19 protein-coding genes and 2 pseudogenes are annotated in these 22,418 nt (G+C 73.0%); 9 read left to right on the forward strand and 12 right to left on the reverse strand.

The genetic code is table 11. The annotated features are described in order from the left end of the window. Nucleotides 1-32: 32 nt before the first annotated feature. Nucleotides 33-752, reverse strand: coding sequence for a prepilin peptidase (locus OG689_RS17350; protein WP_266321405.1), 720 nt, complete (start codon nt 750-752; stop codon nt 33-35). A gap of 140 nt (nt 753-892) precedes the next feature. On the opposite strand from OG689_RS17350, the gene OG689_RS17355 reads away from it, so the two are divergent. Both OG689_RS17355 and OG689_RS17360 read left to right on the forward strand, forming a co-directional pair. Continuing rightward, nucleotides 893-1,594, forward strand: a complete 702-nt coding sequence (locus tag OG689_RS17355) for a hypothetical protein (RefSeq protein WP_266321406.1) — start codon at nt 893-895, stop codon at nt 1,592-1,594. 169 nt (nt 1,595-1,763) lie between these two features. Beyond that, nucleotides 1,764-2,978: a pyridoxal phosphate-dependent aminotransferase gene (locus OG689_RS17360; RefSeq protein ID WP_266321408.1), complete on the forward strand. Its 1,215-nt coding sequence runs from the start codon at nt 1,764-1,766 to the stop codon at nt 2,976-2,978. A 208-nt stretch (nt 2,979-3,186) separates the two neighbouring features. On the opposite strand, the gene OG689_RS17365 is transcribed toward OG689_RS17360, so the two are convergent. Next, nucleotides 3,187-5,028 carry a phosphoenolpyruvate carboxykinase (GTP) gene (locus OG689_RS17365; RefSeq protein ID WP_266321410.1) on the reverse strand — a complete coding sequence of 614 codons (1,842 nt, stop codon included), beginning with the start codon at nt 5,026-5,028 and terminating at the stop codon, nt 3,187-3,189. A gap of 269 nt (nt 5,029-5,297) precedes the next feature. Here OG689_RS17365 and OG689_RS17370 point away from each other — a divergent pair, with 269 nt between their 5' ends. Next, the gene (locus OG689_RS17370; protein WP_266321412.1) at nt 5,298-5,987 is read left to right on the forward strand and encodes a hemolysin III family protein; all 690 of its coding nucleotides are present in this window, start codon (nt 5,298-5,300) and stop codon (nt 5,985-5,987) included. A gap of 763 nt (nt 5,988-6,750) precedes the next feature. On the opposite strand, the gene OG689_RS17375 is transcribed toward OG689_RS17370, so the two are convergent. Both OG689_RS17375 and OG689_RS17380 read right to left on the reverse strand, forming a co-directional pair. Next, nucleotides 6,751-7,617 (reverse strand): hypothetical protein, encoded by an 867-nt coding sequence (locus tag OG689_RS17375; protein ID WP_266321414.1) that lies wholly within the window; start codon nt 7,615-7,617, stop codon nt 6,751-6,753. An 8-nt stretch (nt 7,618-7,625) separates the two neighbouring features. Continuing rightward, nucleotides 7,626-8,285: a papain-like cysteine protease family protein gene (locus OG689_RS17380; RefSeq protein WP_266321416.1), complete on the reverse strand. Its 660-nt coding sequence runs from the start codon at nt 8,283-8,285 to the stop codon at nt 7,626-7,628. 291 nt (nt 8,286-8,576) lie between these two features. Here OG689_RS17380 and OG689_RS17385 point away from each other — a divergent pair, with 291 nt between their 5' ends. Next, nucleotides 8,577-9,524 (forward strand): hypothetical protein, encoded by a 948-nt coding sequence (locus OG689_RS17385; RefSeq protein WP_266321417.1) that lies wholly within the window; start codon nt 8,577-8,579, stop codon nt 9,522-9,524. 58 nt (nt 9,525-9,582) lie between these two features. On the opposite strand, the gene OG689_RS17390 is transcribed toward OG689_RS17385, so the two are convergent. Next, on the reverse strand, nt 9,583-10,500 hold the full coding sequence (locus tag OG689_RS17390) for a GNAT family N-acetyltransferase (RefSeq protein WP_266321419.1): 918 nt from the start codon (nt 10,498-10,500) through the stop codon (nt 9,583-9,585). A 43-nt stretch (nt 10,501-10,543) separates the two neighbouring features. Beyond that, a complete protein-coding gene (locus tag OG689_RS17395; protein WP_266321421.1) occupies nt 10,544-12,592 on the reverse strand; it encodes a thioredoxin domain-containing protein in 2,049 nt (682 codons plus the stop codon). Between the two features lie 144 nt (nt 12,593-12,736). Between OG689_RS17395 and OG689_RS17400 the strand changes: the two are divergent. Next, nucleotides 12,737-12,985 (forward strand): annotated as a pseudogene (locus tag OG689_RS17400) (DNA-binding protein); the annotation flags it as partial. A 33-nt stretch (nt 12,986-13,018) separates the two neighbouring features. Here the strand turns inward: OG689_RS17400 and OG689_RS17405 are convergent. Then, nucleotides 13,019-13,175, reverse strand: a pseudogene (locus OG689_RS17405) (DUF255 domain-containing protein); the annotation flags it as partial. 136 nt (nt 13,176-13,311) lie between these two features. Further along, entirely contained in the window at nt 13,312-14,454 is a 1,143-nt protein-coding gene (locus tag OG689_RS17410) for a helix-turn-helix transcriptional regulator (protein ID WP_266321422.1), read from the reverse strand. A 250-nt stretch (nt 14,455-14,704) separates the two neighbouring features. On the opposite strand from OG689_RS17410, the gene OG689_RS17415 reads away from it, so the two are divergent. Both OG689_RS17415 and OG689_RS17420 read left to right on the forward strand, forming a co-directional pair. After that, entirely contained in the window at nt 14,705-16,135 is a 1,431-nt protein-coding gene (locus tag OG689_RS17415) for an FAD-binding oxidoreductase (RefSeq protein ID WP_266321423.1), read from the forward strand. Further along, a complete protein-coding gene (locus tag OG689_RS17420) occupies nt 16,132-17,532 on the forward strand; it encodes an MFS transporter (RefSeq protein ID WP_266321425.1) in 1,401 nt (466 codons plus the stop codon). Before OG689_RS17415 ends, OG689_RS17420 begins: the two co-directional genes overlap by 4 nt. 128 nt (nt 17,533-17,660) lie before the next feature. On the opposite strand, the gene OG689_RS17425 is transcribed toward OG689_RS17420, so the two are convergent. Further along, the gene (locus OG689_RS17425; protein ID WP_266321427.1) at nt 17,661-17,852 is read right to left on the reverse strand and encodes a hypothetical protein; all 192 of its coding nucleotides are present in this window, start codon (nt 17,850-17,852) and stop codon (nt 17,661-17,663) included. Nucleotides 17,853-17,918: 66 nt separating this feature from the next. After that, nucleotides 17,919-18,815 carry a mycothiol conjugate amidase Mca gene (mca, locus tag OG689_RS17430; protein WP_266321429.1) on the reverse strand — a complete coding sequence of 299 codons (897 nt, stop codon included), beginning with the start codon at nt 18,813-18,815 and terminating at the stop codon, nt 17,919-17,921. A gap of 226 nt (nt 18,816-19,041) precedes the next feature. Here mca and OG689_RS17435 point away from each other — a divergent pair, with 226 nt between their 5' ends. Together OG689_RS17435 and greA are read left to right on the forward strand one after the other, a co-directional pair. Further along, nucleotides 19,042-19,455 (forward strand): DUF4307 domain-containing protein, encoded by a 414-nt coding sequence (locus OG689_RS17435; RefSeq protein ID WP_266321431.1) that lies wholly within the window; start codon nt 19,042-19,044, stop codon nt 19,453-19,455. Between the two features lie 330 nt (nt 19,456-19,785). Further along, nucleotides 19,786-20,280 carry a transcription elongation factor GreA gene (greA, locus tag OG689_RS17440; RefSeq protein ID WP_266321433.1) on the forward strand — a complete coding sequence of 165 codons (495 nt, stop codon included), beginning with the start codon at nt 19,786-19,788 and terminating at the stop codon, nt 20,278-20,280. Between the two features lie 135 nt (nt 20,281-20,415). Here the strand turns inward: greA and OG689_RS17445 are convergent, their stop codons facing one another. Then, the gene (locus tag OG689_RS17445; RefSeq protein WP_266321434.1) at nt 20,416-21,273 is read right to left on the reverse strand and encodes an ABC transporter permease; all 858 of its coding nucleotides are present in this window, start codon (nt 21,271-21,273) and stop codon (nt 20,416-20,418) included. Nucleotide 21,274: 1 nt separating this feature from the next. After that, nucleotides 21,275-22,312, reverse strand: a complete 1,038-nt coding sequence (locus OG689_RS17450) for an ATP-binding cassette domain-containing protein (protein WP_266321435.1) — start codon at nt 22,310-22,312, stop codon at nt 21,275-21,277. Between the last annotated feature and the right edge of the window lie 106 nt (nt 22,313-22,418).

Below are 22,418 nucleotides of genomic sequence, written 5' to 3' on the forward strand. Positions count from 1 at the left end.
GACCGCAGCGGCCGGACGGGCGCGCGGAGCGGTCAGCGCTGGGCCAGCAGGACGGCGCCGAGCGTACCCAGCAGCATGAACGGGCCGTAGGGGATCTCCAGCCCGCGCACCGGGCGGCGCCGGACCAGCTCCGCGACCGCCCGGCCGGTGCCCCACAGCGCCCCCAGCGCGGAGGCCAGGAAGAGCGCGACGAACGCCGGGCCCCACCCGTAGAAGCCGAGCAGTGCCCCGAGGCCGAGCGCCAGTTTGGCGTCACCGAGGCCGATCAGTCCGAACCAGGCCGGCAGCTCGAACAGCGCGCCGGCCACCAGCGCCACCAGCAGGCAGCGCAGCAGCACCCCGGGGTGTCCGTCCGCCAGCGCCGCCGGCACCAGCAGCAGCGCGACGCCGCCCCCGAGGCACCCGGTCACCCGGTCCGGCAGCCGCCGCACCGCGCCGTCCACGAAGCCGAGCGGCACCCCGCACAGCACCGCCCAGAGCAGCAGCAGCCCCTCCACCGGCGCGGCGGCCGCCAGCGCGAGGCCCGCCGCACCCCCCGCGGCCAGTTCGACCAGGCCCGCGCCCGGGCCGAGCCGCCCGCCGCACCCGCGGCACCGGCCGGTCGGCGACAGCGCCCGGACCGGCCGACCGCACGCCGAACAGGCCGTCCGCAGCGGGTCCTCGGCCGTCGGTACGGCGTGCCGGACCACCACCGCCCGGAGCAGCGGCGCCGCCGCCAGTCCGGCCACCGCACCCAGCATCGGACCGTTCACGGCCACCCCCGTCTCGCTCTCCCGGACCGTCAAGTCCCCCGGCCCGTATACCCGGGCCTGTCGGTCCGGGCACTTCGCGGGCTCGGTTAGAGTCTGGTGCTTTCCATGCCACACCATTGACGGGGGATGTTTTGAAGCCCATGCACACCATCCTGCGCGCGGCCGTTCCGGCCGCGGCGCTGGCCCTGCTGCTGACCGGCTGCGGCCCGGACAACGGCAACGACCCGGTCGCCCCGGGCGCCGACGGCGCGGCGCCGACCGCCACCGCGGGCGGCGACGCCCCGGGCGGGACGCCGACCGACGGCAGCACCGGCGGTTCGAACGGCGGGGGTTCGAACGGCGGCGCGAGCGGCGGGCCGAGCGCGGCGGCGAGCGCCCCGGGTGGCAGCGGCGGGGGCAGCGGCAGCTACGCCAGTCCGCTCGGCCCGACCGCCACCGGCACCTACACCGGCAAGAGCAAGGCCGACCTGGCGCCGGTCAGTACGGTCAAGGGCAACATCGCCGACCTGGCCCCGCTGAAGCTCGCCGCGGGCGACACCAACGGCAAGACGCCGTACTACATCACCGTGTCGTACACCAACCGCTCGGGTGCCACGGTGGCCGACGACTACTTCATGCAGCGCGTCACGGTGAAGACCGCGGAGAGCGGCGACGCGATCTTCCAGGCCGGCACCACCAAGTCGATCGCGGCCTGCGCGGCCGGCGAGAAGCCCGCGCCGCTGGCGGACGGCCAGACCCGGAAGTCCTGCGGGATCTACCTCGTGCCGACCAACGCCGTACCGAAGTTCCTCGTCTACGGCTCGATCATGGACACCAAGCCGCTGATCTGGAAGCTCGGCTGAGTCCGGCCACGCGGGCCTGACGCCCCGACCGGCGCGGCGGCCGGCCCCTCTCCTCCAGGGACGGCCGCCGCGCCCGGCCGGCCCGCCGGGACGCCTCCGGCGGGGCGGCGCGTCCACGTGGCAGACGACACGCCCGTACGCGGGCCCCGGACCCGTAAAGTAAGCAGGCATGCAGGTCATCCAGTCCAGCAAGCTCGCCAATGTCTGCTACGACATCCGCGGCCCGGTGCTCGACGAGGCGATGCGACTGGAGGACCAGGGCCATCGCATCCTCAAGCTGAACACGGGCAACCCCGCGCTCTTCGGTTTCGAGGCTCCCCCGGAGATCCTCCAGGACATCCTGCGCAACCTCTCCACCGCGCACGGCTACGGGGATTCCAAGGGCCTGCTCTCCGCCCGCCGAGCCGTGGTCATGCACTACGAGGAGCGCGGCCTGCACGGGTTCACCGTCGAGGACGTCTTCCTCGGCAACGGCGTCTCGGAGCTGATCCAGCTCGCGATGACCGCCCTGCTGGACGACGGCGACGAGGTGCTCGTCCCCGCGCCGGACTACCCGCTGTGGACGGCCTCGGTCAGCCTGGCCGGCGGAACGGCCGTGCACTACCGCTGCGACGAGCAGGCGGAGTGGTACCCGGACCTGGTGGACATCGAGTCCAAGGTCACCGACCGCACCCGGGCGATCGTGGTGATCAACCCGAACAACCCGACCGGTGCTGTGTACCCGCGCGAGATCCTGGAAGGAATCGTCGAGATCGCCCGCCGCCACCAGCTGGTGATCTACGCGGACGAGATCTACGACAAGATCCTCTATGACGGCGTCGAGCACATCCCGCTGGCCACCCTGGCGCCGGACCTCTTCTGCGTCACCTTCAACGGACTCTCCAAGGCCTACCGGGTGGCGGGCTTCCGCTCCGGCTGGATGGTGCTCTCCGGCGACCGGCAGCGGGCGGGCAGCTACATCGAGGGCCTCACCGTGCTGGCCTCGATGCGGCTCTGCGCCAACATGCCGGCCCAGCACGCGGTGGCCGCGGCGCTCGGCGGGCGGCAGTCGATCAAGGACCTGATCCTGCCGGGCGGCCGGCTGCTGGAGTCGCGCGACGCGGCGTACAAGCTGCTGAACGAGATCCCGGGCGTCAGCTGCGTCAAGCCGAAGGGCGCGCTGTACGCGTTCCCGCGGCTGGACCCGAACGTCTACAAGATCAAGGACGACGCTCAGATGGTGCTGGACCTGCTGCGCTCGCAGCAGATCCTGCTGGTCCAGGGCACCGGTTTCAACTGGCCGGAGCCGGACCACTTCCGCCTGGTCACGCTGCCCAGGGCCGAGGAGATCACCGACGCGGTGACCCGGATCGGCGACTTCCTCAGCGGGTACGCCCAGCCGTAGCGGGCCCCACCCGGCACGGACGGACCACCCGGCACGGACCGCGGAGCCCGTCGGCACGAGCGCCCCGCCGCCCGACCGGGCCGGGACATGCCTACGGCCGGAGACCCGATCCGGACGATCCCCCGGCCCGTTCGGGCGGCGGGTTCGTCCGGCCGGGGCTCCGGCCGTAGGGGCCGGCCGGCGTGTTCCGCCGGCCGGCCGCAGGCGGTCAGCCCAGGCGCTTGACCAGGGCCCGGTACTCGTCCCACAGCTCGGTGGGGGTGTGCTCGCCGAACAGCTCCAGGTGGGCCGGGACGAGCGCGGCCTCCTGGCGCCAGATGTCGGCGTCCACGGTGAAGAGCAGGTCGCGGTCGTCCTGCGACAGCTCCAGACCGGACAGGTCGAAGGCCTCCTGGGTCGGCAGCACGCCGATCGGGGTCTCGACGCCCTCGCCGGTGCCGTCCAGCCGCTCGACGATCCACTTCAGGACCCGGCTGTTCTCGCCGTAGCCCGGCCACACGAACTTGCCCGCGCTGTTCTTGCGGAACCAGTTCACGTAGTAGATCTTCGGGAGCTTCGAGGCGTCGGCCTGCGCGCCCAGCTTCAGCCAGTGGCCGAAGTAGTCGCCCATGTTGTAGCCGCAGAACGGCAGCATCGCGAACGGGTCGCGGCGCAGCTCGCCGACCGTGCCCTCGGCGGCGGCGGTCTTCTCCGAGGCGATGTTCGCGCCCAGGAAGACGCCGTGCTGCCAGTCGAACGACTCGGTGACCAGCGGGACGGCGGTGGCGCGGCGGCCGCCGAACAGGATGGCCGAGATCGGCACGCCCGCCGGGTCCTCCCACTCCGGGGCGATCGTCGGGCACTGCGCGGCCGGGACGGCGAAGCGGGCGTTCGGGTGGGCGGCCGGGGTGCCGGACTCCGGGGTCCAGTCGTTGCCGCGCCAGTCGGTGAGGTGCGCCGGGGGCTCCTCGGTGAGGCCCTCCCACCACACGTCGCCGTCGTCGGTGAGCGCGACGTTGGTGTAGACGGTGTTGCCCCACAGCGTCTCGATGGCGTTGGCGTTGGTGTCCACGCCGGTGCCGGGCGCGACGCCGAAGAAGCCGGCCTCGGGGTTGATGGCGTAGAGCCGGCCGTCCGCGCCGAAGCGCATCCAGGCGATGTCGTCGCCGATCGTCTCGACCTTCCAGCCCGGGATGGTGGGCTGGAGCATCGCGAGGTTGGTCTTGCCGCAGGCGGACGGGAAGGCCGCGGCGACGTACTTCGGCTCCGCCTCGCCCGAGGGGCCCGCCGGCGGGGTGAGCTTGAGGACGAGCATGTGCTCGGCCAGCCAGCCCTCGTCGCGCGCCATGGTGGAGGCGATGCGCAGCGCGTAGCACTTCTTGCCGAGCAGGGCGTTGCCGCCGTAGCCGGAGCCGAAGGACCAGATCTCGCGGGTCTCGGGGAAGTGCGAGATGTACTTGGTGCTGCTGCACGGCCACGGGACGTCCGCCTGGCCCTCGGCCAGCGGGGCGCCGACGGTGTGCACGGCCTTGACGAAGTCGCCGTCCTCGCCGAGCTGGTCGATCACGGCCTGGCCCATGCGGGTCATCACGCGCATCGACACGGCGACGTAGGCGGAGTCGGTGATCTCGACGCCGTACGCGGCCAGCGGGGAGCCGACGGGGCCCATCGAGAAGGGCACCACGTACATGGTGCGGCCCTTCATCGCGCCCTTGAACAGGCCGTTCTCGCCCTGGAAGACCTCCCGCATCTCGGCGGGCGCCTTCCAGTTGTTGGTCGGGCCGGCGTCCTTCTCCTGCTCGGAGCAGATGTAGGTGCGGTCCTCGACGCGGGCCACGTCCGTGGGGTCGGAGGCCGCGTAGTAGGAGTTCGGCCGCTTCTCCTGGTTGAGCTTCTTGAAGGTGCCCTGAGCCACCAGCAGGTCGGCGAGGCGCTGGTTCTCCTCCTCCGAGCCGTCGCACCACTCGATGCGGTCGGGCTGGGTGAGCTCCGCGATCTCGCTCACCCAGGCCAGCAGACGCTTGTGGCGGGTGGGCGCGGATGCGCTGAGAGCAGAGTTCTCGTACGACACGATCGCTCCGTTTCACGCCGTCTCGGCACCGAGACGGCGTAGCGGGGGGTTTGAGGGTGCTTGCAGCGTAGCTCCGCCATTCGGGGCTGAACACGGCACCTTGGCGAGTTTGACGCGATTTTTACTCCTAACTGGCAGATTACTGGTTGGTAATCCGGCAGTGGCGTCCCTCCTTGAACCGTCGGGTGCCACCCCTGATTACTCCAAAACGTCCAAGAGTGACACCCGCCACTACCTACGATTCAGTAACCTACGGACCCGTAGGTAGCATGTCGCGCATGACTGCGGATCAGAGCACCGCCCTCGAGGCATTCATCGCTGAGGTCAAACCCAAGTGGCGCGGGTGGCTGCACGCCGGGATGTTCCCGGCCTCGGTGGCCGCCGGAATCGTGCTGATCTGCCTCGCCGGATCGACCTCGGCGAAGATCGCGTGCGCGATCTACTCGGTGAGCGCCTGGCTGCTGTTCGGCGTCAGCGCGGTCTACCACCGCTTCACCTGGGGCCCGCGCGGCGACGCCGTGCTGCGGCGCCTCGACCACGCGAACATCTTCCTGATCATCGCGGGCTCGTACACCCCGTTCACCATCCTGCTGCTGGACGGCGGCCGGCAGCAGACGCTGCTCTGGCTGGTCTGGGGCGGAGCGCTCGCGGGAATAGCGTTCCGGGTCTTCTGGGTCGGCGCCCCGCGCTGGCTCTACACGCCCTGCTACCTGGCGCTCGGCTGGGCCGCGGTCTTCTTCCTGCCCGACATGATCCGCACCGGCGGCGCCGCGGTGATCACCCTCATGATCGTCGGTGGTGTCCTCTACAGCCTCGGCGGCGTGGTCTACGGGCTCAAGCGGCCGAACCCGTCACCGCAGTGGTTCGGGTTCCACGAGGTCTTCCACGCCTTCACGCTGGGTGCCTTCATCTGCCAGTACGTAGGCGTCTCGCTGGTGGCCTACACGGTGGCCGGCTGACCCGGTACGGCGCGCCGCCCGGGCGTCCAACGCCTCCTGGGCCCGCCGGCAGCGCTCGCAGTGCGCCGCCGGCGGCCGCGCCGCCCCCCGCGGGGCCGCACCGCGTGGCAGGTGCGCAAGGCGGAAGCGCCGCGCCACGTGCACCATCACCAGCAACGCCTCGACACCGGCCACACCGAGCACCAGCGCCGCCCCGTTGATCAGGTAGGCCGCCACCACGGCCAGCGCGGCCGCCACCACGACGACCGGCCCCCACACCTGTGCCCCCGTCGAACCCTTCGTCGGCATCGGCATTCCCTTCCCCGCAGGCTCGTGGTCGGCTCCTGCCGCCCCACCCCTTCTCTGCTCCCGGCAGTTCCCGGTCGCCATTGACCGATTGCCACATTCTATCTACCGACAGTGATCCTAGGGCCGGTCGGGACGGCTAACGGGGGGTCAACGCTTCGTCAATTTCCTGTGCTTGACCGCGATTTAGCATACCGGTCACGGAATGCGACGGTTTACGCACAGCGACCGCGGGCTGCCGTAACGCCCTCGAACGGCCACGGGTCGGGCCGGCCCGGGGGCGCCTGCCGCCAGGCGTCCCCGGAAACGGCCTCCCCGGCCGGCCACCCGCTCCGGGCTCCCGTGCCGGACCCCGACTCCGGACTCCGGCTCCGGGCTCCGGCTCCGGGCTCTCCCGCTCCGGGTACCCGCTCCGGACACGGCGAAGCGGCGGACCCCGTGACGTACCGGATCCGCCGCTCCCACCGCACCGCAGGCGCTACCCGTGCAGCCTCCGCCGCAGTGCCAGGCCCGCACCCATGAGCGCGGTGACGCCCAGGGCCGCGGCCGCCGCGGCAGCCGGCAGGGTGCTGCCGCCGCCGCTCGTCGTCGGGGCGGCGGCGTCCGGCCGGTAGCCGCCGCCCTCCCCTGCCCGGTCGTAGGCCGACCCGGGCAGCTTGTCGCCGTACCGCTGGTGCACCAGCTTCTGGTACGCCGCCAGTTCGATTCCGCCGGCGCCGACCGACCGCCGGGCCTCGTCGTCCAGCGGCAGCACCCGGCCCTCGCGCAGCACGTACCAGGCGTTGATCTGCGGCTCGCGGAACGCCGTCCCGCCGCCGCCGCTCGCGGCCAGCGCCGGGTAGTCGCTCTCGTCCCCGCCGGAGGCGACGTTCACCACCCGCCAGCCGCCGGCCTCACGGACCGTCCAGACCGAGGCGACCTGGCCGTCCGCCGAGACGGCCCTGCTGGCCGCGAACTCCGCCTTGGCGACCGGCACGCCCGGCGTACCGGCCACGAAATCGCGGTCGAGGGTGTAGACGGCGTAGGTGTCACCGGCCAGCCGAGGCGCGGCCGCGACCGCCGCCCGCGCCTCCTCGGCCGCGCCCGGCGCCGACTGCCCGGTGGGAGGGACGCCCTGGCGGGCGAAGAAGTGCCCCAGCTTGTCGAGCACCGCCGGGCTCTGCGCCGCCGCGCGGGCCTGCGCCAGCTCGGCCGCGGCGACCGGCGCGGGCGCGCCGGCCCCGGACGCGGGAGCCCCGGCTGCCTGCGCGCCCGGCGCCAGGGCGAAGCCGAGCGCGAGCACGGCGGTCACCCCGGCGGCCTTCGCGGCGAGGTCGCGGACGACGGCTTTCCTGATGTCGGTCATGTCGCCCCTCACGCGCCGATCCGGTACAGGGAGTGGGTCCAGGAGAACGAGCCGTTGCTCACGTAGTACGAGTAGTCGGCCCAGTTGTAGCGGTTGTTGGACGGCCACGGGTCGCCCCAGTAGACCCAGTTGCTGGCCGTGTCGAACCCGTACAGCACGTGCATGTGGCCGCCGCCCGAGCTCCACTGGATGCGGGTCTCGACCGGGCGGTTGGCGTTCACCTCGGTCTGCACGGTGCTGTAGCGCAGGTAACCCGTCACGTAGGAGCCGGGGTTGATGCCGATCCAGCTGAGGCCGTTCTGCACATCACCCAGCGTGGCCTGGCTGTTGGGGCAGCTGGAGTTGATCGGTCGGCCGAAGGCGGCGTTGCAGAACTGGTTCTGGCTGTAGGAGTAGCCGAACCAGGTGGCGATGGTGTTGCCGCTCGCCGCCCAGCACCAGTTGGTGTTCTGCTGCTGCTGCATGGTGATGTTGAGCTTCTTCGAGGTGCCGGCCAGGTCGGCCGTGGCACCCGGCGCGGCGGCGGGCCGCACCTGGGCGAGGGGGTGGCCGGTGGCCGGCGCCGCGGCCAGGGCCGGGGTGGTGGCCGCGGCCGTGAGCGCCGGGGCCAGCACGCCGAGCGCGAGCGCGGCGACCGTACGGCGTAGCCGTATCCGATGAACTGCCATGGGGGAAGGCCTCCTTGCATCCGCAGAGGAGAAGGTGTGGGGGGCGCGTCCGGACGCTGGTGGGAAGCATCGGCCCATTGACACCGGGCGGTCAACGGCCGCCGGACGGCCCGGGGCCCAGGTGTGAACGGCCCCGCCCGGGTGTGAACGGCCCGGCGCCCTCCCCGGCCCGGCACGCCCCGGCCGGTGACAACCCGGGCCGCCACGTGTGAATATTCACGCCCCGGCCGGACACCACCGCTGCCCGCGCCCGCGAGCCGACCAGCAGACCAGCCGCCCCCAGGAGTGGACATGCAGCGGACCGGCACACCCCCCGACCTCACCACCGCGCTGCGCACCGGGCCGTTCCACCTCGCCCTGCGCACGGCCATCACCGCCCGGGGCCTCGCCCTGCACCGGGTGCGCGAGCACCTCGCCCAGCGCGGTATCCAGGTCGGACTCACCACCCTCAGCTACTGGCAGCAGGGCAGAAGACGCCCGGAGAGACCCGAATCGCTCCGTGCGGTACGGGCGTTGGAGGAGCTGCTGGAGCTCCCGGCGCACTCGCTGACCCGGCTGCTCGGCCCCCGCCGGGCCACCCTGCCCGGGGCCGCCGACCCCTCGGCCGTGCCCGCGCTGCTCCCGTACCGTGACCTGATCGCCCCGGCCGCCGCGGTCGACGACCTGCTCGCCGCCCTCCCCGGCCCGCCCGACAGCGGCCTGCACACCATCACCCACATCGAGCGGGTCCGGCTCGGCCCGGACCGCCAACTGTGGCGCCGCGACTCGCTGCACGCCGTCCGCGCGCACCGGGACGGCGTCGACCGCTATCTCGCCCTCTACCAGGGCGACCCGGGCTGCGACATCTCCCGGGTGACCGTCCGCGCCGAGGAGAACTGCCGGCCCGGCCGGATCCGGCGGGACCAGACGGCCAACCTGCTGGTGGTGGAGCTGCTGCTGGACCGCCGGCTGCGGGCGGGCGACACCCACCTGCTCGGCTACGGCTTCGACGACGCACCGGCCGCGGAGCCGGGGCGGGAGTACGTCCGGGGCTTCAACTCCGGCACCGGGCAGTACGTCCTTCAGGTCAGCTTCGACCCGGCCGCCCTGCCCGTCCGCTGCCATCGCTTCGCCTGCCACTCCCCCGGCGAACAGCCCTACGAGGAGGAGGAGTTGACGCTCGACGGGCATCGTTGCGTGCACCTGTTCGCGTCCGGCCTGCGCCCCTGCCTGCTGGGTGTGCACTGGGACTGGGACTGACGGGGAGCAGGCCGGGCGGCCGGGCCGAGGTGCGAACTCGGCGCTCCGGCAAGGCGGTTCAGTCGTGGAAGGCTACCGCCAGGCAGTCCTCGACCGGCCGGTACCCGAGCTTGCGGTAGATCGAGTTGCTGGTGGGATTGGCCAGGTCGGTGTAGAGCAGCACTTCGCCGGCGCCCTCGGCGAGGGCGTACGCGGAGGCCGCCGCGGTGACCGCGCCCCCATAGCCCCGGCCGCGCAGCGCAGGCGGGGTGAAGACCGGGCCGATCCGGGACATGCCCGCGACCACCGGACTGCGTCCGGCGACGGCGACCGGGCGGCCGCCGTCCTCCCAGACGTGCAGGGTGCCGTCCGCGATCCGCCGGTCGACCGCCTCCGGGCCGGCGTGGAAGTCCGCCGCGATCTCCGCTCCGAAGTCCTCGAACCAGCCGATCAGCAGCTCCCGTTCGGCCGCCCTGGCAGCTCGGGCCAGGCCGGTCGGCGCCGGGCTCGGCGGCACCAGCTCCGCCAGCCGGTGGAGTCGCTCGTCGACCTGGACGGCGGACGCGCGGCCGGTGGCCGCGCACCAGGCCGCGGCGAACTGCCGCACCGCGGCCTTCCCGCCACCGACACCGCCGAGGGCCCGGCCGGCCCCGACCCCCAGCACACCGGACCCCAGCGCCCCGGACCCCAGCGCCCCGGCCTCGAACGCCCCGGACTCGGCGAACGCCCGGGCCAGCGCGGCCCCCGCCGCCGCGGGCATCAGGCCGAGCCGGGGGTGGTACGGCGGCGTCTGCAGGTACGCGCCCTCCACCGGGCCGCCCTCCACGGGCCGCCACCAGCCGAAGCGCGGCGGTTGCTCGCCGTAGGCGCCAAGGCCGTCGGTGGCGAGCCGGGCCGCGACCGACAGCAGGACGGTGTTCTCCACCGGGTGCGCGGCGAGGAAGCCGCCCGCCTGCGTCCGGAAGTCGTCCAGGGAGGTGCTCAGCGTCCAGGCCATGCCCCATCCTCCCGCGGCGGTCCGCCCCCGCACGAGCCATTTCTCAGCCGGTCCTGCCCCCCAGCCGCTCGGCCAGCACGGCCGCGTCCGCCGTCGGCGCGTCGCAGGTGAAGTGCCGGCAGACGTAAGCGGCGGGGGCGCCGCCGACCAGCGGGCGGTCGACCAGCAGCGGTACGTCGGTCGGCCCGGGTTCACCGAGGGCGACCACCGCGCCGGGGGCGGTGGCGAGCAGCGCCGTACGGTGCAGCAGGGCGGTGGCCGGGTCGCCCGCCGGGCCGATGACGGCGACCTCGCGCGGCCCGTCCGTCCAGGCCTCGGCGGCGGCCAGGCCCCAGCCGATGAAGCGCGGGGCCCGCGAGGCCAGCGCGCCGACGATGGCGAGCGCCCGCTCGGCCGCCGTCCGGTGGGTCTCGGAGCCGGTGTAGGCGGCGTACGTCAGCAGCGCGTTGGCCGCGGCCGTCCAGCCGGACGGGGTGGCGTTGTCGGTCGGGTCCTGCGGGCGGCGGATCAGCTCCTCCGCGTCGTCCGCCGTGTCGTACAGGGCGCCCGAAGCCCGGTCGACGAAGTGCGCCAGCACGGTGTCCAGCAGCACGCCCGCCAGGTCCAGCCAGGCGCTGTCGCCGGTGACGGCGAACAGGGCGAGGAAGCCCTCGGCGGTGTCCGCGTAGTCCTCCAGGACGCCGGCGTTGCGGCCGTTGCCGCGGCCGTCGCGGGAGGTGCGCAGCAGCCGGCCGTCGGGCAGCAGGTGGACCTCGATCAGCAGGTCCGCGGCGGCCTCGGCGGCCTCCACCAGGTCCGGCCGCTCCAGCAGGGCGCCGGCCTCGGCCAGGGCGGCGATCGCCAGGCCGTTCCAGGCGGCGACCACCTTGTCGTCCCGGGCCGGCGCGGGCCGCAGGGAACGGGCCGCGAGCAGCCTGGCCCGGATCCGCTCGTAGGCCTCCGGGTCGGCCGGGTCGGCGGGCAGCTGGAGCACCGAGGTGCCGTGCTCGAACGTCCCCTCCGGGGTGACGGCGAAGAGTTCCGCGGCCGTGGCGCCGTCCTCGGGGCCGAGCACCTCGGTCAGTTGCTCCGGGGTCCAGGCGTAGTAGGCGCCCTCGACGGACTTCCCGCTGGCCGGGTCCAGGCTGTCGGCGTCCAGCGCGGAGGCGAACCCGCCCTCCGGGGTGCGCAGTTCGCGCAGCAGGAAGTCGGCGGTGCCCAGCGCCACCCGACGGGCCAGGGCGTCGCCGGTGGCGCGCCACAGGTGCAGGTAGGTCCGCAGCAGCAGGGCGTTGTCGTACAGCATCTTCTCGAAGTGCGGCACCACCCACTCGGCGTCCACCGAGTACCGGGCGAAGCCGCCGCCGAGCTGGTCGTGGATACCGCCGCGGGCCATCGCCTCGCAGGTCCGGGCGGCCATCTCCAGCGCCACCTCGGATCCGGTGCGGGCGTGGTGGCGGAGCAGGAACTCGACCGTCATGGACGGCGGGAACTTGGGCGCCCCGCCGAAGCCGCCGCACCGGGGGTCGAAGCTGCGGCTGAGCCCGACCAGCGCCTGGTGCAGGTCGGCCTCCCCGGGCGGCTGGTGGACGCCGGCGCCCACCGTGTAGACGGCGGCCCGCTCGGCCAGGTCCGCCCTGATCCGGGCGGCGACCTCGCCGACCTCCTCGCGGCGCTCGCGCCAGGCGGCGTCGACGCCCTCCAGCACCTGCCGGAAGCCCGGCATCCCGTGCCGGGGCTCGGGCGGGAAGTACGTGCCGAAGTAGAACGGGTCCTTGTCCGGCGTCAGGAAGACCGTCATCGGCCAGCCGCCCTGGCCGGTCGCGGCCTGCACGGCCTCCATGTAGACGGCGTCGACGTCCGGCCGCTCCTCGCGGTCGACCTTCACCGCGACGAAGTGCTCGTTGGCGTACGCGGCGACCTTCTCGTCCTCGAAGGACTCATGGGCCATCACATGGCACCAGTGGCAGGCCGCGTAGCCGACCGAGAGCAGCACGGGCACGCCCCGGCGCCGGGCCTCCTCGAACGCCTCGGGGCCCCAGGGCCACCAGTCCACCGGGTTGTCGGCGTGCTGGAGCAGGTACGGCGAGGTCGCATCAGCGAGACGATTCACGCTGCCACCCTACTCATGGCGGGGAGAGGGACAGCTGTCGAAACGACGACCCCGTGCGCCCGCTGTGCGTTCGCGATGTGCTCGATGCCCCGGAACCCGTTCCCGAGGTAGCCGCCGATCATGATGACGGTCGCCGCCGAGGAGAAGACCGATCTGGCGCGCTTGAAGTGGGTGCTCTCCCGGCTGCGGGTGGAACCGGTCAGCCAGGAGGGCTCCCTGACCGCGGCGGCGCTGCTCCGGGACGCCGGCGGGCTGCACGGGCACCAGTACGCGATCGACGCTCTCGTCGCCGCGCTCGCGCTCCGCCTCCCGGCCCCCGTGATCGTCCTGACCTCCGGCCGAGACGACTGGTCGAAGCTCTGCGGGAAGCGCGTGATCATCAGAGAAGTGTGAGCACCGCCGACTACTGGGTCTGCCAGTTCACCGGCACCAGTGACAGGCCGCGTAGCCGACCGAGAGCAGCACGGGCACGCCCCGGCCCCGGGCCTCCTCGAACGCCTCGGGGCCCCAGCCGCCAGTCCACCGGGTTGTCGGCGTGCTGGAGCAGGTACGGCGAGGTCGCGTCAGCGAGACGATTCGGCATACCTCCCTCCTCGCGCATCCCGGCGTCGGGAGGCCGCCGGACCCGGCGGAGCGAGACGCCCGGTGCAGGGCGTACGCGGTCCGGGCCGGCGCCTGGACCAGTGCCACGGGCCGGTGACGTTGCGGGCGGCGCCGCGTCAGCCGTCGGTGACCCGGACGATCCGCTGCTCGGCCACCGGCGCGTAGTGATCGGTGAAGAGCCGGCCGACGAGTTCGCCCCGGCTGGAGACGCCGACCTTCTCGAACACCGCCTTCACGTGGTCGCGCACGGTGTGCGGGGACAGGAAGAGCTGCTTGGCGATCTCCCCGGTCGGCAGACCACGGGCGATGAACTGGGTGATCTGCAGCTCCCGTTCGGAGAGTTCGTAGGCGTCCACGATCAGCGGCACGATCTCGGAGGCCTTGGCCGGTTCGATCACGACCGCCGAGGCGCCGAGCACCCCGCCCGCCTCCCGCAGGCAGGAGGCGTGGCAGACCAGCCAGCGCCCGGACCTGGTCCGGGCACGCACCCGGGCGGTGCCCCGGCCGCGGTCCTGCGCGATCGCCCGGGCCTGGGCGGCCGTACTGCTGATCCAGGCCGGGACCTTGATGTCCAGTCCGGTGTCCGTGGACGGCCCGGCCGGGAGGTCCTCCAGGTGCTGGCGGGCGTCGTCGTTGACGGAGATCAAGGTGCCCAGGGCGTCGAAGAGCAGCAGGCCGGGCCCGTGCTGAGCGCCCGGCGGGCGCTCCGGCAGGACTTCCACGACCGGCTGGTCGTACGAGCGCAGCCGCCGGGCCAGCGGGCCGACCAGGCTCTCGACGAGCCGGGCCTCGGCCCGCCCGAACGACGCCCGGCCCTTGGAACGGAACAGGCTGATGTGGCCACGCGGGCGACCGCCGATGCGCAGCACGGCGCGCAGCTCGTCGTCGAGCCCGCGGGGGCGCATGAAGTCGTGGTAGACCACGCTGCGGCCGGGCAGGTCGCCGGTGCTCTCGCGCAGGCCGGCGACCGGTACCTCGGCGCGGGCCAGGTCTCTGAACAGGTTCACACTCTCGGTGAACAACTCGCAGCCCCAGTAGACCGCGCAGCCCTCGTCGTCGAGGTTCTCGGCGCGGATCGGCGCGGTCATCAGCCCGGTGACCGGGTCGGTGGCCCGCCACACGGCGGCGTCGTAAGGAACGAGTCGGCGCAGGTGACGCGAGGCCTCACCGAACATGGCGAGCGCGTCCGGGGCCCGTAAGGCGCTGTCGAGCAGCTCGTCACGGCCGGCCATCAGCCGGGAGGTGGTTGCTTTGCTCACGCGGCGATCCTCCCGCCCCGGGGGCGGGCCCGCCATCCCCCGAGTGAGGGGGCGGCCGGCCACCACGGACACCGGGCGGCCCGCACCGCCCGCGCCCGCCCGCCCGCGAATCCCGCACCGGCCCTTCCGGCCCCCTTGGTCGAGGGATCCGGCCCCCGCAGACTCCCCCCGTTCAAGGGATGGGTTGTGCCACCGCCGGAGCGAAGGATCCAGGTGGAAGGTACGGCACATCGCTCGAAGGGGAAGAACTGTGGGGATTGCACAGGAAGGTCAGGTCGAATTCCGCTCGGCACCGGCCGGGGTGGCGCGGAAACTGGCCCGTGCCGTACGCGGCGCGGTGCTGTCGCCGGGCGACGAGGGTTTCACCACCGAGTGCGCGGGGTTCAACCTCGTCGCCGCCCATCGCCCGGCCCTGGTCGTCGTCGCCGAGGGCGCGGCGGACGTGCGGGCGGCGGTCCGCTTCGCCGCCCGGCACGACCTGCCGGTGACCGTCCGGTCGACCGGGCACGGCATCAGCGCCCCGGCCGACGGCGGCCTGCTGATCTCCGTCCGGCGGATGGACGGCGTCGCGGTGGACCCGATCGCCCGGCTCGCCCGGGTGGAGGCCGGGACCCCGTGGCACAAGGTCATCCGCTCCGCGGCTGCCCACGGCCTGGCCCCGCTCAACGGCTCCTCTCACCTGGTCGGCGCGGTCGGCTACACCCTCGGCGGCGGCCTCGGCCTGCTGGCCCGCAAGTACGGCTACGCCGCGGACCACGTCACCCGACTGGAGGTGGTCGGCGCCGACGGCGATCTGCGCGTGGTGACGCGGGATCAGAACGCCTCGCTGTTCTGGGCGTTGCGCGGCGGCAAGGGCAACTTCGGGGTCGTCACCGCGATGGAGTTCGAGCTCGTCCCGGTGACCCGGCTCTACGGGGGCGGCCTGTTCTACGACGGGGAGGACAGCGGCGACGTCCTGCACACCTGGCGGGCCTGGACCAGGGACCTGCCGGAGGAGATGACCTCCTCGGTGGCCCTGCTGCGGCTCCCCGACCTGCCGGTGGTGCCGGCGCTGCTGCGGGGCCGGCTGGTGGCGCACGTCCGGATCGCCTTCCAGGGCTCCGCCGCCGAGGGCGAGCAGTTGATCAGGCCGCTGCGGACGGTCGCGCCGCCCGTCCTCGACACCGTCGGCGACATGCCCTACACCGCCGTCCAGGAAATCCACCGGGACCCGACCCATCCGCTGCCGTACCACGAGCGCTCGATCGTGCTGCGGGAGCTGGACCACCAGGCGGTGACCCGGCTGCTGGCCCTGGCCGGCCCCGGCTCCGGCTGCGGCGAGCTGATGGTGGAACTGCGCCACCTCGGCGGGGCGCTCGGCCGCCCCCCGGCCGTTCCCAACGCGGTCGGCAACCGGGACGGCGCCTTCACCCTGTCGACCCTCACCCCCGCCGTACCCGCGGACCCGGCGGCCGCCGAGGTCGCCGACAGCGAGGTGCTGGACGGCCTGGCCCCGTGGGGAACCGGCGGCCGGTACCTCAACTTCCTGGGCGGCCCGGCCACCACCGGCGCCGACCAGGTGCGGGCCTGCTACGACACCGAGACGTACCGCCGGCTGGCGGACCTCAAGGCCGTGTACGACCCGCGGAACCTCTTCCGCTTCAACCACAACATCGTGCCCGGCGAAGGACTCTCCCAGTGACCACCGACCCCGCCGTGCGGCAGCAGCAGCAAAAGTCCGAGGCTGCCGCTCCGATCACTCTCACCGCTCCGGCGGCCCGCGCCATCGGCGCCCGCTCCACCGGACTACGCCTCGGCGCCCTGTTCGGACCCGCTGTCTTCGGCGTCACCGCGGCCGGTGTGGCCCTCCCCAAGGTCACCGCCGCGCTCCACACCACCCCGGCGGCCACCGCCTGGGTCCTGACCGTCCACGCCCTCGCCCTCGGTATCGGCACCGCCCTGTTCGGCCGGCTCGGCGACTCCCTCGGGGTACGCACCACGCTGCTCGCGGGCTCGGTGGTCCTGCTGCTGGGCACCGGCATCTGCGTCTCCGCGACCAACCTCGGCGCCCTGGTGGCGGGACGCTTCGTCCTGGCCGCCGGATCCGGGGCGATGACCTCCGGCGCGCTGACCCTCGCCGCCTCCCGCGACCCGGCGAGCCGGCCCAAGGTGCTGGCCGGGTTCGGCGCGACGATGGCCGCCTTCTCCGCCGGCGCGACCCTGATGGGCGGCGTCATCACCCAGTGGCTGAGCTGGCGGCTGACCGTCGTGCTGCCCGTGCTGTCGCTGCTCGCCGTCCCGTTCTGCCTGCGTCTAGCCACCCGGCCCGGCTCGCGCAAGCCGGTCGACGTCGCCGGCGCCGCTCTGCTCACCCTCACCGCGGCGGCCCTGCTGGTGCTGATCCAGTCCCCCACCCTGTCGCTCTCCACCCCGGTGGTGCTGGTCACCGCCCTGCTGGTGGTGCTGGGCGCGGGCGCGCTCGCCCTGCGGGTGCGCGGTCTGCCGACCGGCTTCGTCCCGAAGTCGCTGGCCGGCGACCGGCTGTTCCTGCTGTCCGCCGCCGTCGGCGTGGGCGTGTACGGCGGCCTGTTCGCCGCCATGTACGCCGTGCCGCAGGTGCTGGTGAAGACCTACGGCTGGAGCGTGCTCACCGTCGGCTTCGCGCTGCTCCCCGGCGCCGTGATCGGCGCGGTGCTCTCCCGGGCGGCCGGCCGGATCTCCGGCAGCGGTGGCAGCCGGCTGCTGGCGGGCGCCGCGGCGGCCTCGGCCGCGCTGCTGGCAGTCGCCGGGGTCTACGGCGGCGGGGCGATCCTGCTGGTGGCCGGTGCCTCGCTGGGCTTCGCCGCCTTCGCCGTGACGCAGGTGGTGACGACGGGTCTGATGTCGGCCCGGATCCCCCCGGCGCAGCGCGGCGGGGCGATGGGCCTGCTGAACCTGACCTTCTTCGTCGGCGGCGCGGTCGGTTCGGCGGCGGCCGGGGCACTGTCCAGGTCGATGGCGCTGACCGGCGCCCTGGGCCTGGTCGCCGTGCTGCCCCTGGTGGCCGCCCTCGTCGCCCTGGCGCTCGACGGCAGCGCCGCGCAGCCGGAGCAGGCCTGACACCGACGTCCTCTCCACCGGCTGCACCTGGGGCCGAGCGGCCCGGTGACGGACGTGCGGGGCCGGACCTGATCAGGTCCCGCCCCGCACTCGTGTGCACCGGGGCCTCGCACGCGGGCCGGCGCGGGTCACTCCTTGGGAGCGTCCGGCTCCTCGACGAAGTTCACGCGCTTGAACTGCTTGTTCATCGACTTCACCAGGAACCAGGTGGCGACCGCGAGCGCGGCGAAGACCACGAAGCCCAGCAGGCCGGGGGTCACCTTGGTCTCGTCCAGGGCGAGCCCGGTGGCCAGGTCGGTGAGGTTCACGGGGGTGCTCATCTCTCCATGGTGACCCGGCCCGCTCGGGGCCGGGTCACCGGGGTGGTGCGTGTCGGAGCCGGCCGGTCAGTTGCCCGGCTCGGCGGCCAGGCTGCGGGTGCGCAGACCGGCGAAGAGGTCGTCCTCGGGCAGATCGGTGTCGATCAGGGAGCGGGCCAGCTCGTAGTCCTCGGTCGACCAGACCTCCCGCTGGACGTCCAGCGGGACGCGGAACCACGGCCCGTCCGGGTCGATCTGGGTGGCGTGGGCGATCAGCGCGCGGTCCCGGGTCTCGAACCAGTCCCCGCACTCCACCCGGGTGGTGATCTCGCGCTCCTTGCGGCCGCTCTTCTCCCAGCCCTCGATCCACTCGCCGTAGGGCGACTCGTGGCCGTTCTCGGTGAGGTAGGCGTGCAGCGCCCGGATCCGGCCCATCGGGAAGCCGTGGTTGTAGTAGAGCTTCAGCGGCTGCCACGGCTCGCCGGACTCCGGGTAGGCGTCCGGGTCCCCGGCGGCGTCGAAGGCCAGCATGGTGATCTTGTGGGTCATGATGTGGTCGGGGTGCGGGTAGCCGCCGTTCTCGTCGTAGGTGGTGATCACCTGCGGCTTGAACTCACGGATCAGCCGCACCAGCGGCTCGGCCGCGTCGGCCACCTCCTGGAGCGCGAAGCAGCCCTCGGGCAGCGGCGGCAGCGGGTCGCCCTCGGGCAGACCCGAGTCGACGAAGCCCAGCCAGGCCTGCCTGACCCCGAGGATCTCGCGCGCCGCGTCCATCTCCTTGCGGCGCACCTCGTGGATGTTCTCCTCGACGAACGGGTCCCCCTGCAGCTTGGGGTTGAGGACCGACCCGCGCTCACCGCCGGTGCAGGTGGCAACGAGCACGTCGACCCCCTGTTCGACGTACATCGCCATGGAGGCGGCACCCTTGCTGGACTCGTCGTCCGGGTGGGCGTGCACCGCCATCAGTCGCAACTGCTCAGTCAACGCCTGGTTTCCTTCCACCAATATTCTGGGCCGCCCACCGTCCGGGCCGCGCAGTTTCCGGGGCCGCACCATCGCGGGACCCACCGCCGACGGGTATCGGCGCGACAGGCCCCCCGCCCCCGCTGGACCGGCCGCGGGCGTGCCCCTCCTATAGTGACGGACTGGAGGAGCCTTACATTCCCCGCACCACCCCGGCGGGCCCCTCCCCCGAGAGGACTGAGCCAGCATGAAGGTCGGCACCACCACCGCGCAGCCGCCCGCGGGCCGCTACGGCCGTACCGGCGACCGTGAGGCGGACCGCAGGCTGAAGGCGGTCGGCGCGGCCTGCGCGGTCGTGCTGCTGGGTCTGGTCACCTGGTTCGGCGTCTCGTACCTGCTGCGTGAGACGGCCATGAACGGCCTGGTGCCGACCTTCCAGGCCGTCTCGGACTCCGAGATGCAGATCCACCTGCAGGTGAGCAAGAACAACGGCACCGCCGGGGCCTGCACGGTCCGCTCGCAGGCCGCGGACGGCACGGTGGTCGGCCAGAGCGACTTCCCGGTGCCGGCGGCCGGCAGCGACTACGACGCCGTGCTGACCCTGCGGACCACCGCCCGGGGCACCACCGCCCAGCTGCTCGGCTGCACCCCGGCCAAGTAGGTCCCGGGGCACGCCGAGTCCCCGCCGGCCCGCTCTTCCGGCCCTGCGGCCCGGGCTTCTTTGAAACTCACCCGATCGGGCGCATATTCGATCGGGGGAGCGGGAATCCGTCCAGCGGCCCTGGTCACCTTCGCGCAACCTTGTGGTCAACAGCGCGCCAATGCCCCTCCCGCCCGGTGACGGAAATTGTTAGGCTCGGGGTTTCGCCCCTTCCGCGCCGGATGGTACGGGAGTGGGCGTTGCTTTGTAGTTAAGACCGATATCACCACCACCACCCCGTGCCGACGACCCTGTCCCCCCGGCACCGCCCAGTACCTACGAGGAGCACCCGTGACCCAGACCAGCGAAAACGTGACCTGGCTCACTCAGTCCGGCTATGACCAGCTCAAGGCCGAGCTGGAGAACCTGACCGGCCCCTGGCGTGTCGAGATCGCCCAGAAGATCGAGGCGGCACGCGAAGAGGGTGACCTCAAGGAGAACGCCGGCTACCACGCGGCCAAGGAGGAGCAGGGCAAGGGCGAACTGCGGGTACGCCAGCTCACCCAGCTCCTGGAGCGCGCCAAGGTCGGCGAGGCCCCCACCGACACCGGCGTGGTGGCCCCCGGCATGGTCGTGACCGTGGCCTTCGACGGCGACCCGGAGGACACCATGGTCTTCCTGCTCGGCTCCCGCGAGGCGGCCGGCGACCTGGACATCTACTCGCCGCAGTCCCCGCTGGGCCGCGCCATCGACGGCAAGAAGGTCGGCGCCGACGCCACCTACGAGCTGCCGAACGGCAAGAAGGCCTCGGTCCGGATCATGGAGGTCAAGCCGTACACCGGCTGACACCCCCCGCGCACGTCGCCGGGCACCGCACGACGAGCGGCGCCTGAGCGTGGCAGCGGACCGGCAGCACCGCCGAGGGCGGCCGTGGAGTCTTCTCCACGGCCGCCCTCGGCGCGTCGGGCGCGGCGCGGCCGGTCAGCCGACCGCGGAGCGGTACTTGCGCACGGACAGCCAGGAGAAGACGACCATGATGATCAGCGACCAGACGACCGAGACCAGCGTCGCGTGCTGCATCGGCCAGACGTCGTCCACCGGCCCGACCTGGTTGCCGAACAGGTCGCGGCAGGCCTGCACGGTCGCGCTGAACGGGTTCCAGTAGGCGATCGGCTGGAGCCAGCCCGGCATGCTGCTGATCGGCACGAACGCGTTGGAGATGAAGGTCAGCGGGAACAGCCAGATCAGGCCGGCCGAGGTGGCCGCCTCCGGACTGCGCACCGACAGGCCGATCAGCGCACCGATCCAGGAGAAGGCGTAGCCGAGCAGGAGCAGCAGCGCGAACGCGGCGAGCGCCTTCGGGAAGCCCTCGTGGATGCGCCAGCCGACCCCGAAGGCCACCAGGGCCAGCACCAGCAGCGTGAACGCCGTCTGGACGAGGTCCGCGAGGGTCCGGCCGACCAGGACGGCCGAGCGGGCCATCGGCAGCGACCGGAAGCGGTCCACCAGCCCCTTGGTCATGTCCTCCGCGATGCCGGCCGAGGCGCCGGCCACCGCGAAGGTCACGGTCTGGGCGAAGATGCCGGCCATCAGGAACTGGGTGTACGTGTCCGAGCTGGCCTCGGCGCCGGGGATCTGGATCGCCCCGCCCATCACGAACGAGAACAGCAGCACGAACATCACCGGCTGCATCAGACCGAAGACCACGATCTCCGGGATCCGGGTCATCCGGCGCAGGTTGCGCTTGGCGACCACCCAGGAGTCGTGCAGGGTGGCGGCCACGCCGTGCCGCTGCTTGGGAACGGCGCCGCCGATGGCGTGTTCGGTGACCGTCGTCATCTCAGGCGTCCTTCCCGGCCGCGACGGCCTGCTTGTCCCGGCCGCGCCGCTCGGCGTCCGCCCCGCCGTCCGTGCCTCCGCCGTTCTCGGCGTCCTCCGCCAGGGTGGCGTGGCCGGTGAGGGAGAGGAAGACGTCGTCCAGGGTCGGCCGGCGCAGGCCGATGTCGTCGATCTCGATCGCGCGGGTGTCCAGCTCGCGGATCACGTCGGCCAGCACCTTGGCGCCGCCGCTGACCGGGACGGTGATCCGGCGGGTGTTCTTCTCGACCGCCGGGTCGCCCTTGGCGTAGGGGGAGAGGGCCTCGAGGGCCTCGCTCACCTGGTCGCGCCGGTGCACGACCACCTCGACCCGCTCGCCGCCGATCTGCGCCTTGAGCTGGTCGGCGGTGCCGCGGGCGATCACCTTGCCGTGGTCGACCACCGCGATGTCGTGGGCGAGGCGGTCGGCCTCCTCCAGGTACTGGGTGGTGAGCAGCAGCGTGGTGCCCTGCTCGACCAGGGTCTCGATGACCTCCCAGAGGGCCAGGCGGTTGCGCGGGTCCAGCCCGGTGGTGGGCTCGTCGAGGAACATCACCGGCGGGCGGACGACCAGCGCGGCCGCGAGGTCGAGCCGGCGCCGCATGCCGCCGGAGTAGGTCTTGGCGATGCGGTCGGCGGCCTCGGTGAGGTTGAACCACTCCAGCAGTTCCAGCGCGCGGGCCTTGGCGTCCCGAACGCTCATCTGGTAGAGCTCGCCGACCATCTGGAGGTTCTCACGGCCCGTCAGGTATTCGTCGACGGCGGCGTACTGGCCGGAGAGCCCGATCAGGCTGCGGACCTTGTTGGGGTGCTTGAGCACGTCGACCCCGGCGACCACGGCGTGGCCGGAGTCGGGGCGGAGCAGGGTGGTGAGGACGCGGACGGTGGTGGTCTTGCCGGCGCCGTTCGGGCCGAGCAGTCCGAGCACCGTGCCCTCGGGGACGTCGAGGCTGACGCCGTCCAGGGCTCGTACGTCACCGAAGGTCTTCACCAGGTTCTCGGCTTGGATGGCTGGCGCCATGGGCCTGCTTCATCTCCTCTGACTGGAAGCGTCGGGCGGTGCTGTTCCGGCGCGCTGTTGGGGCGTGCCGGTCGCGAGGACGGCGGGATTCTCAAGACTTGGGAGC

It is taken from the genome of Kitasatospora sp. NBC_00240 (genome assembly GCF_026342405.1).
Classification (GTDB): domain Bacteria; phylum Actinomycetota; class Actinomycetes; order Streptomycetales; family Streptomycetaceae; genus Kitasatospora.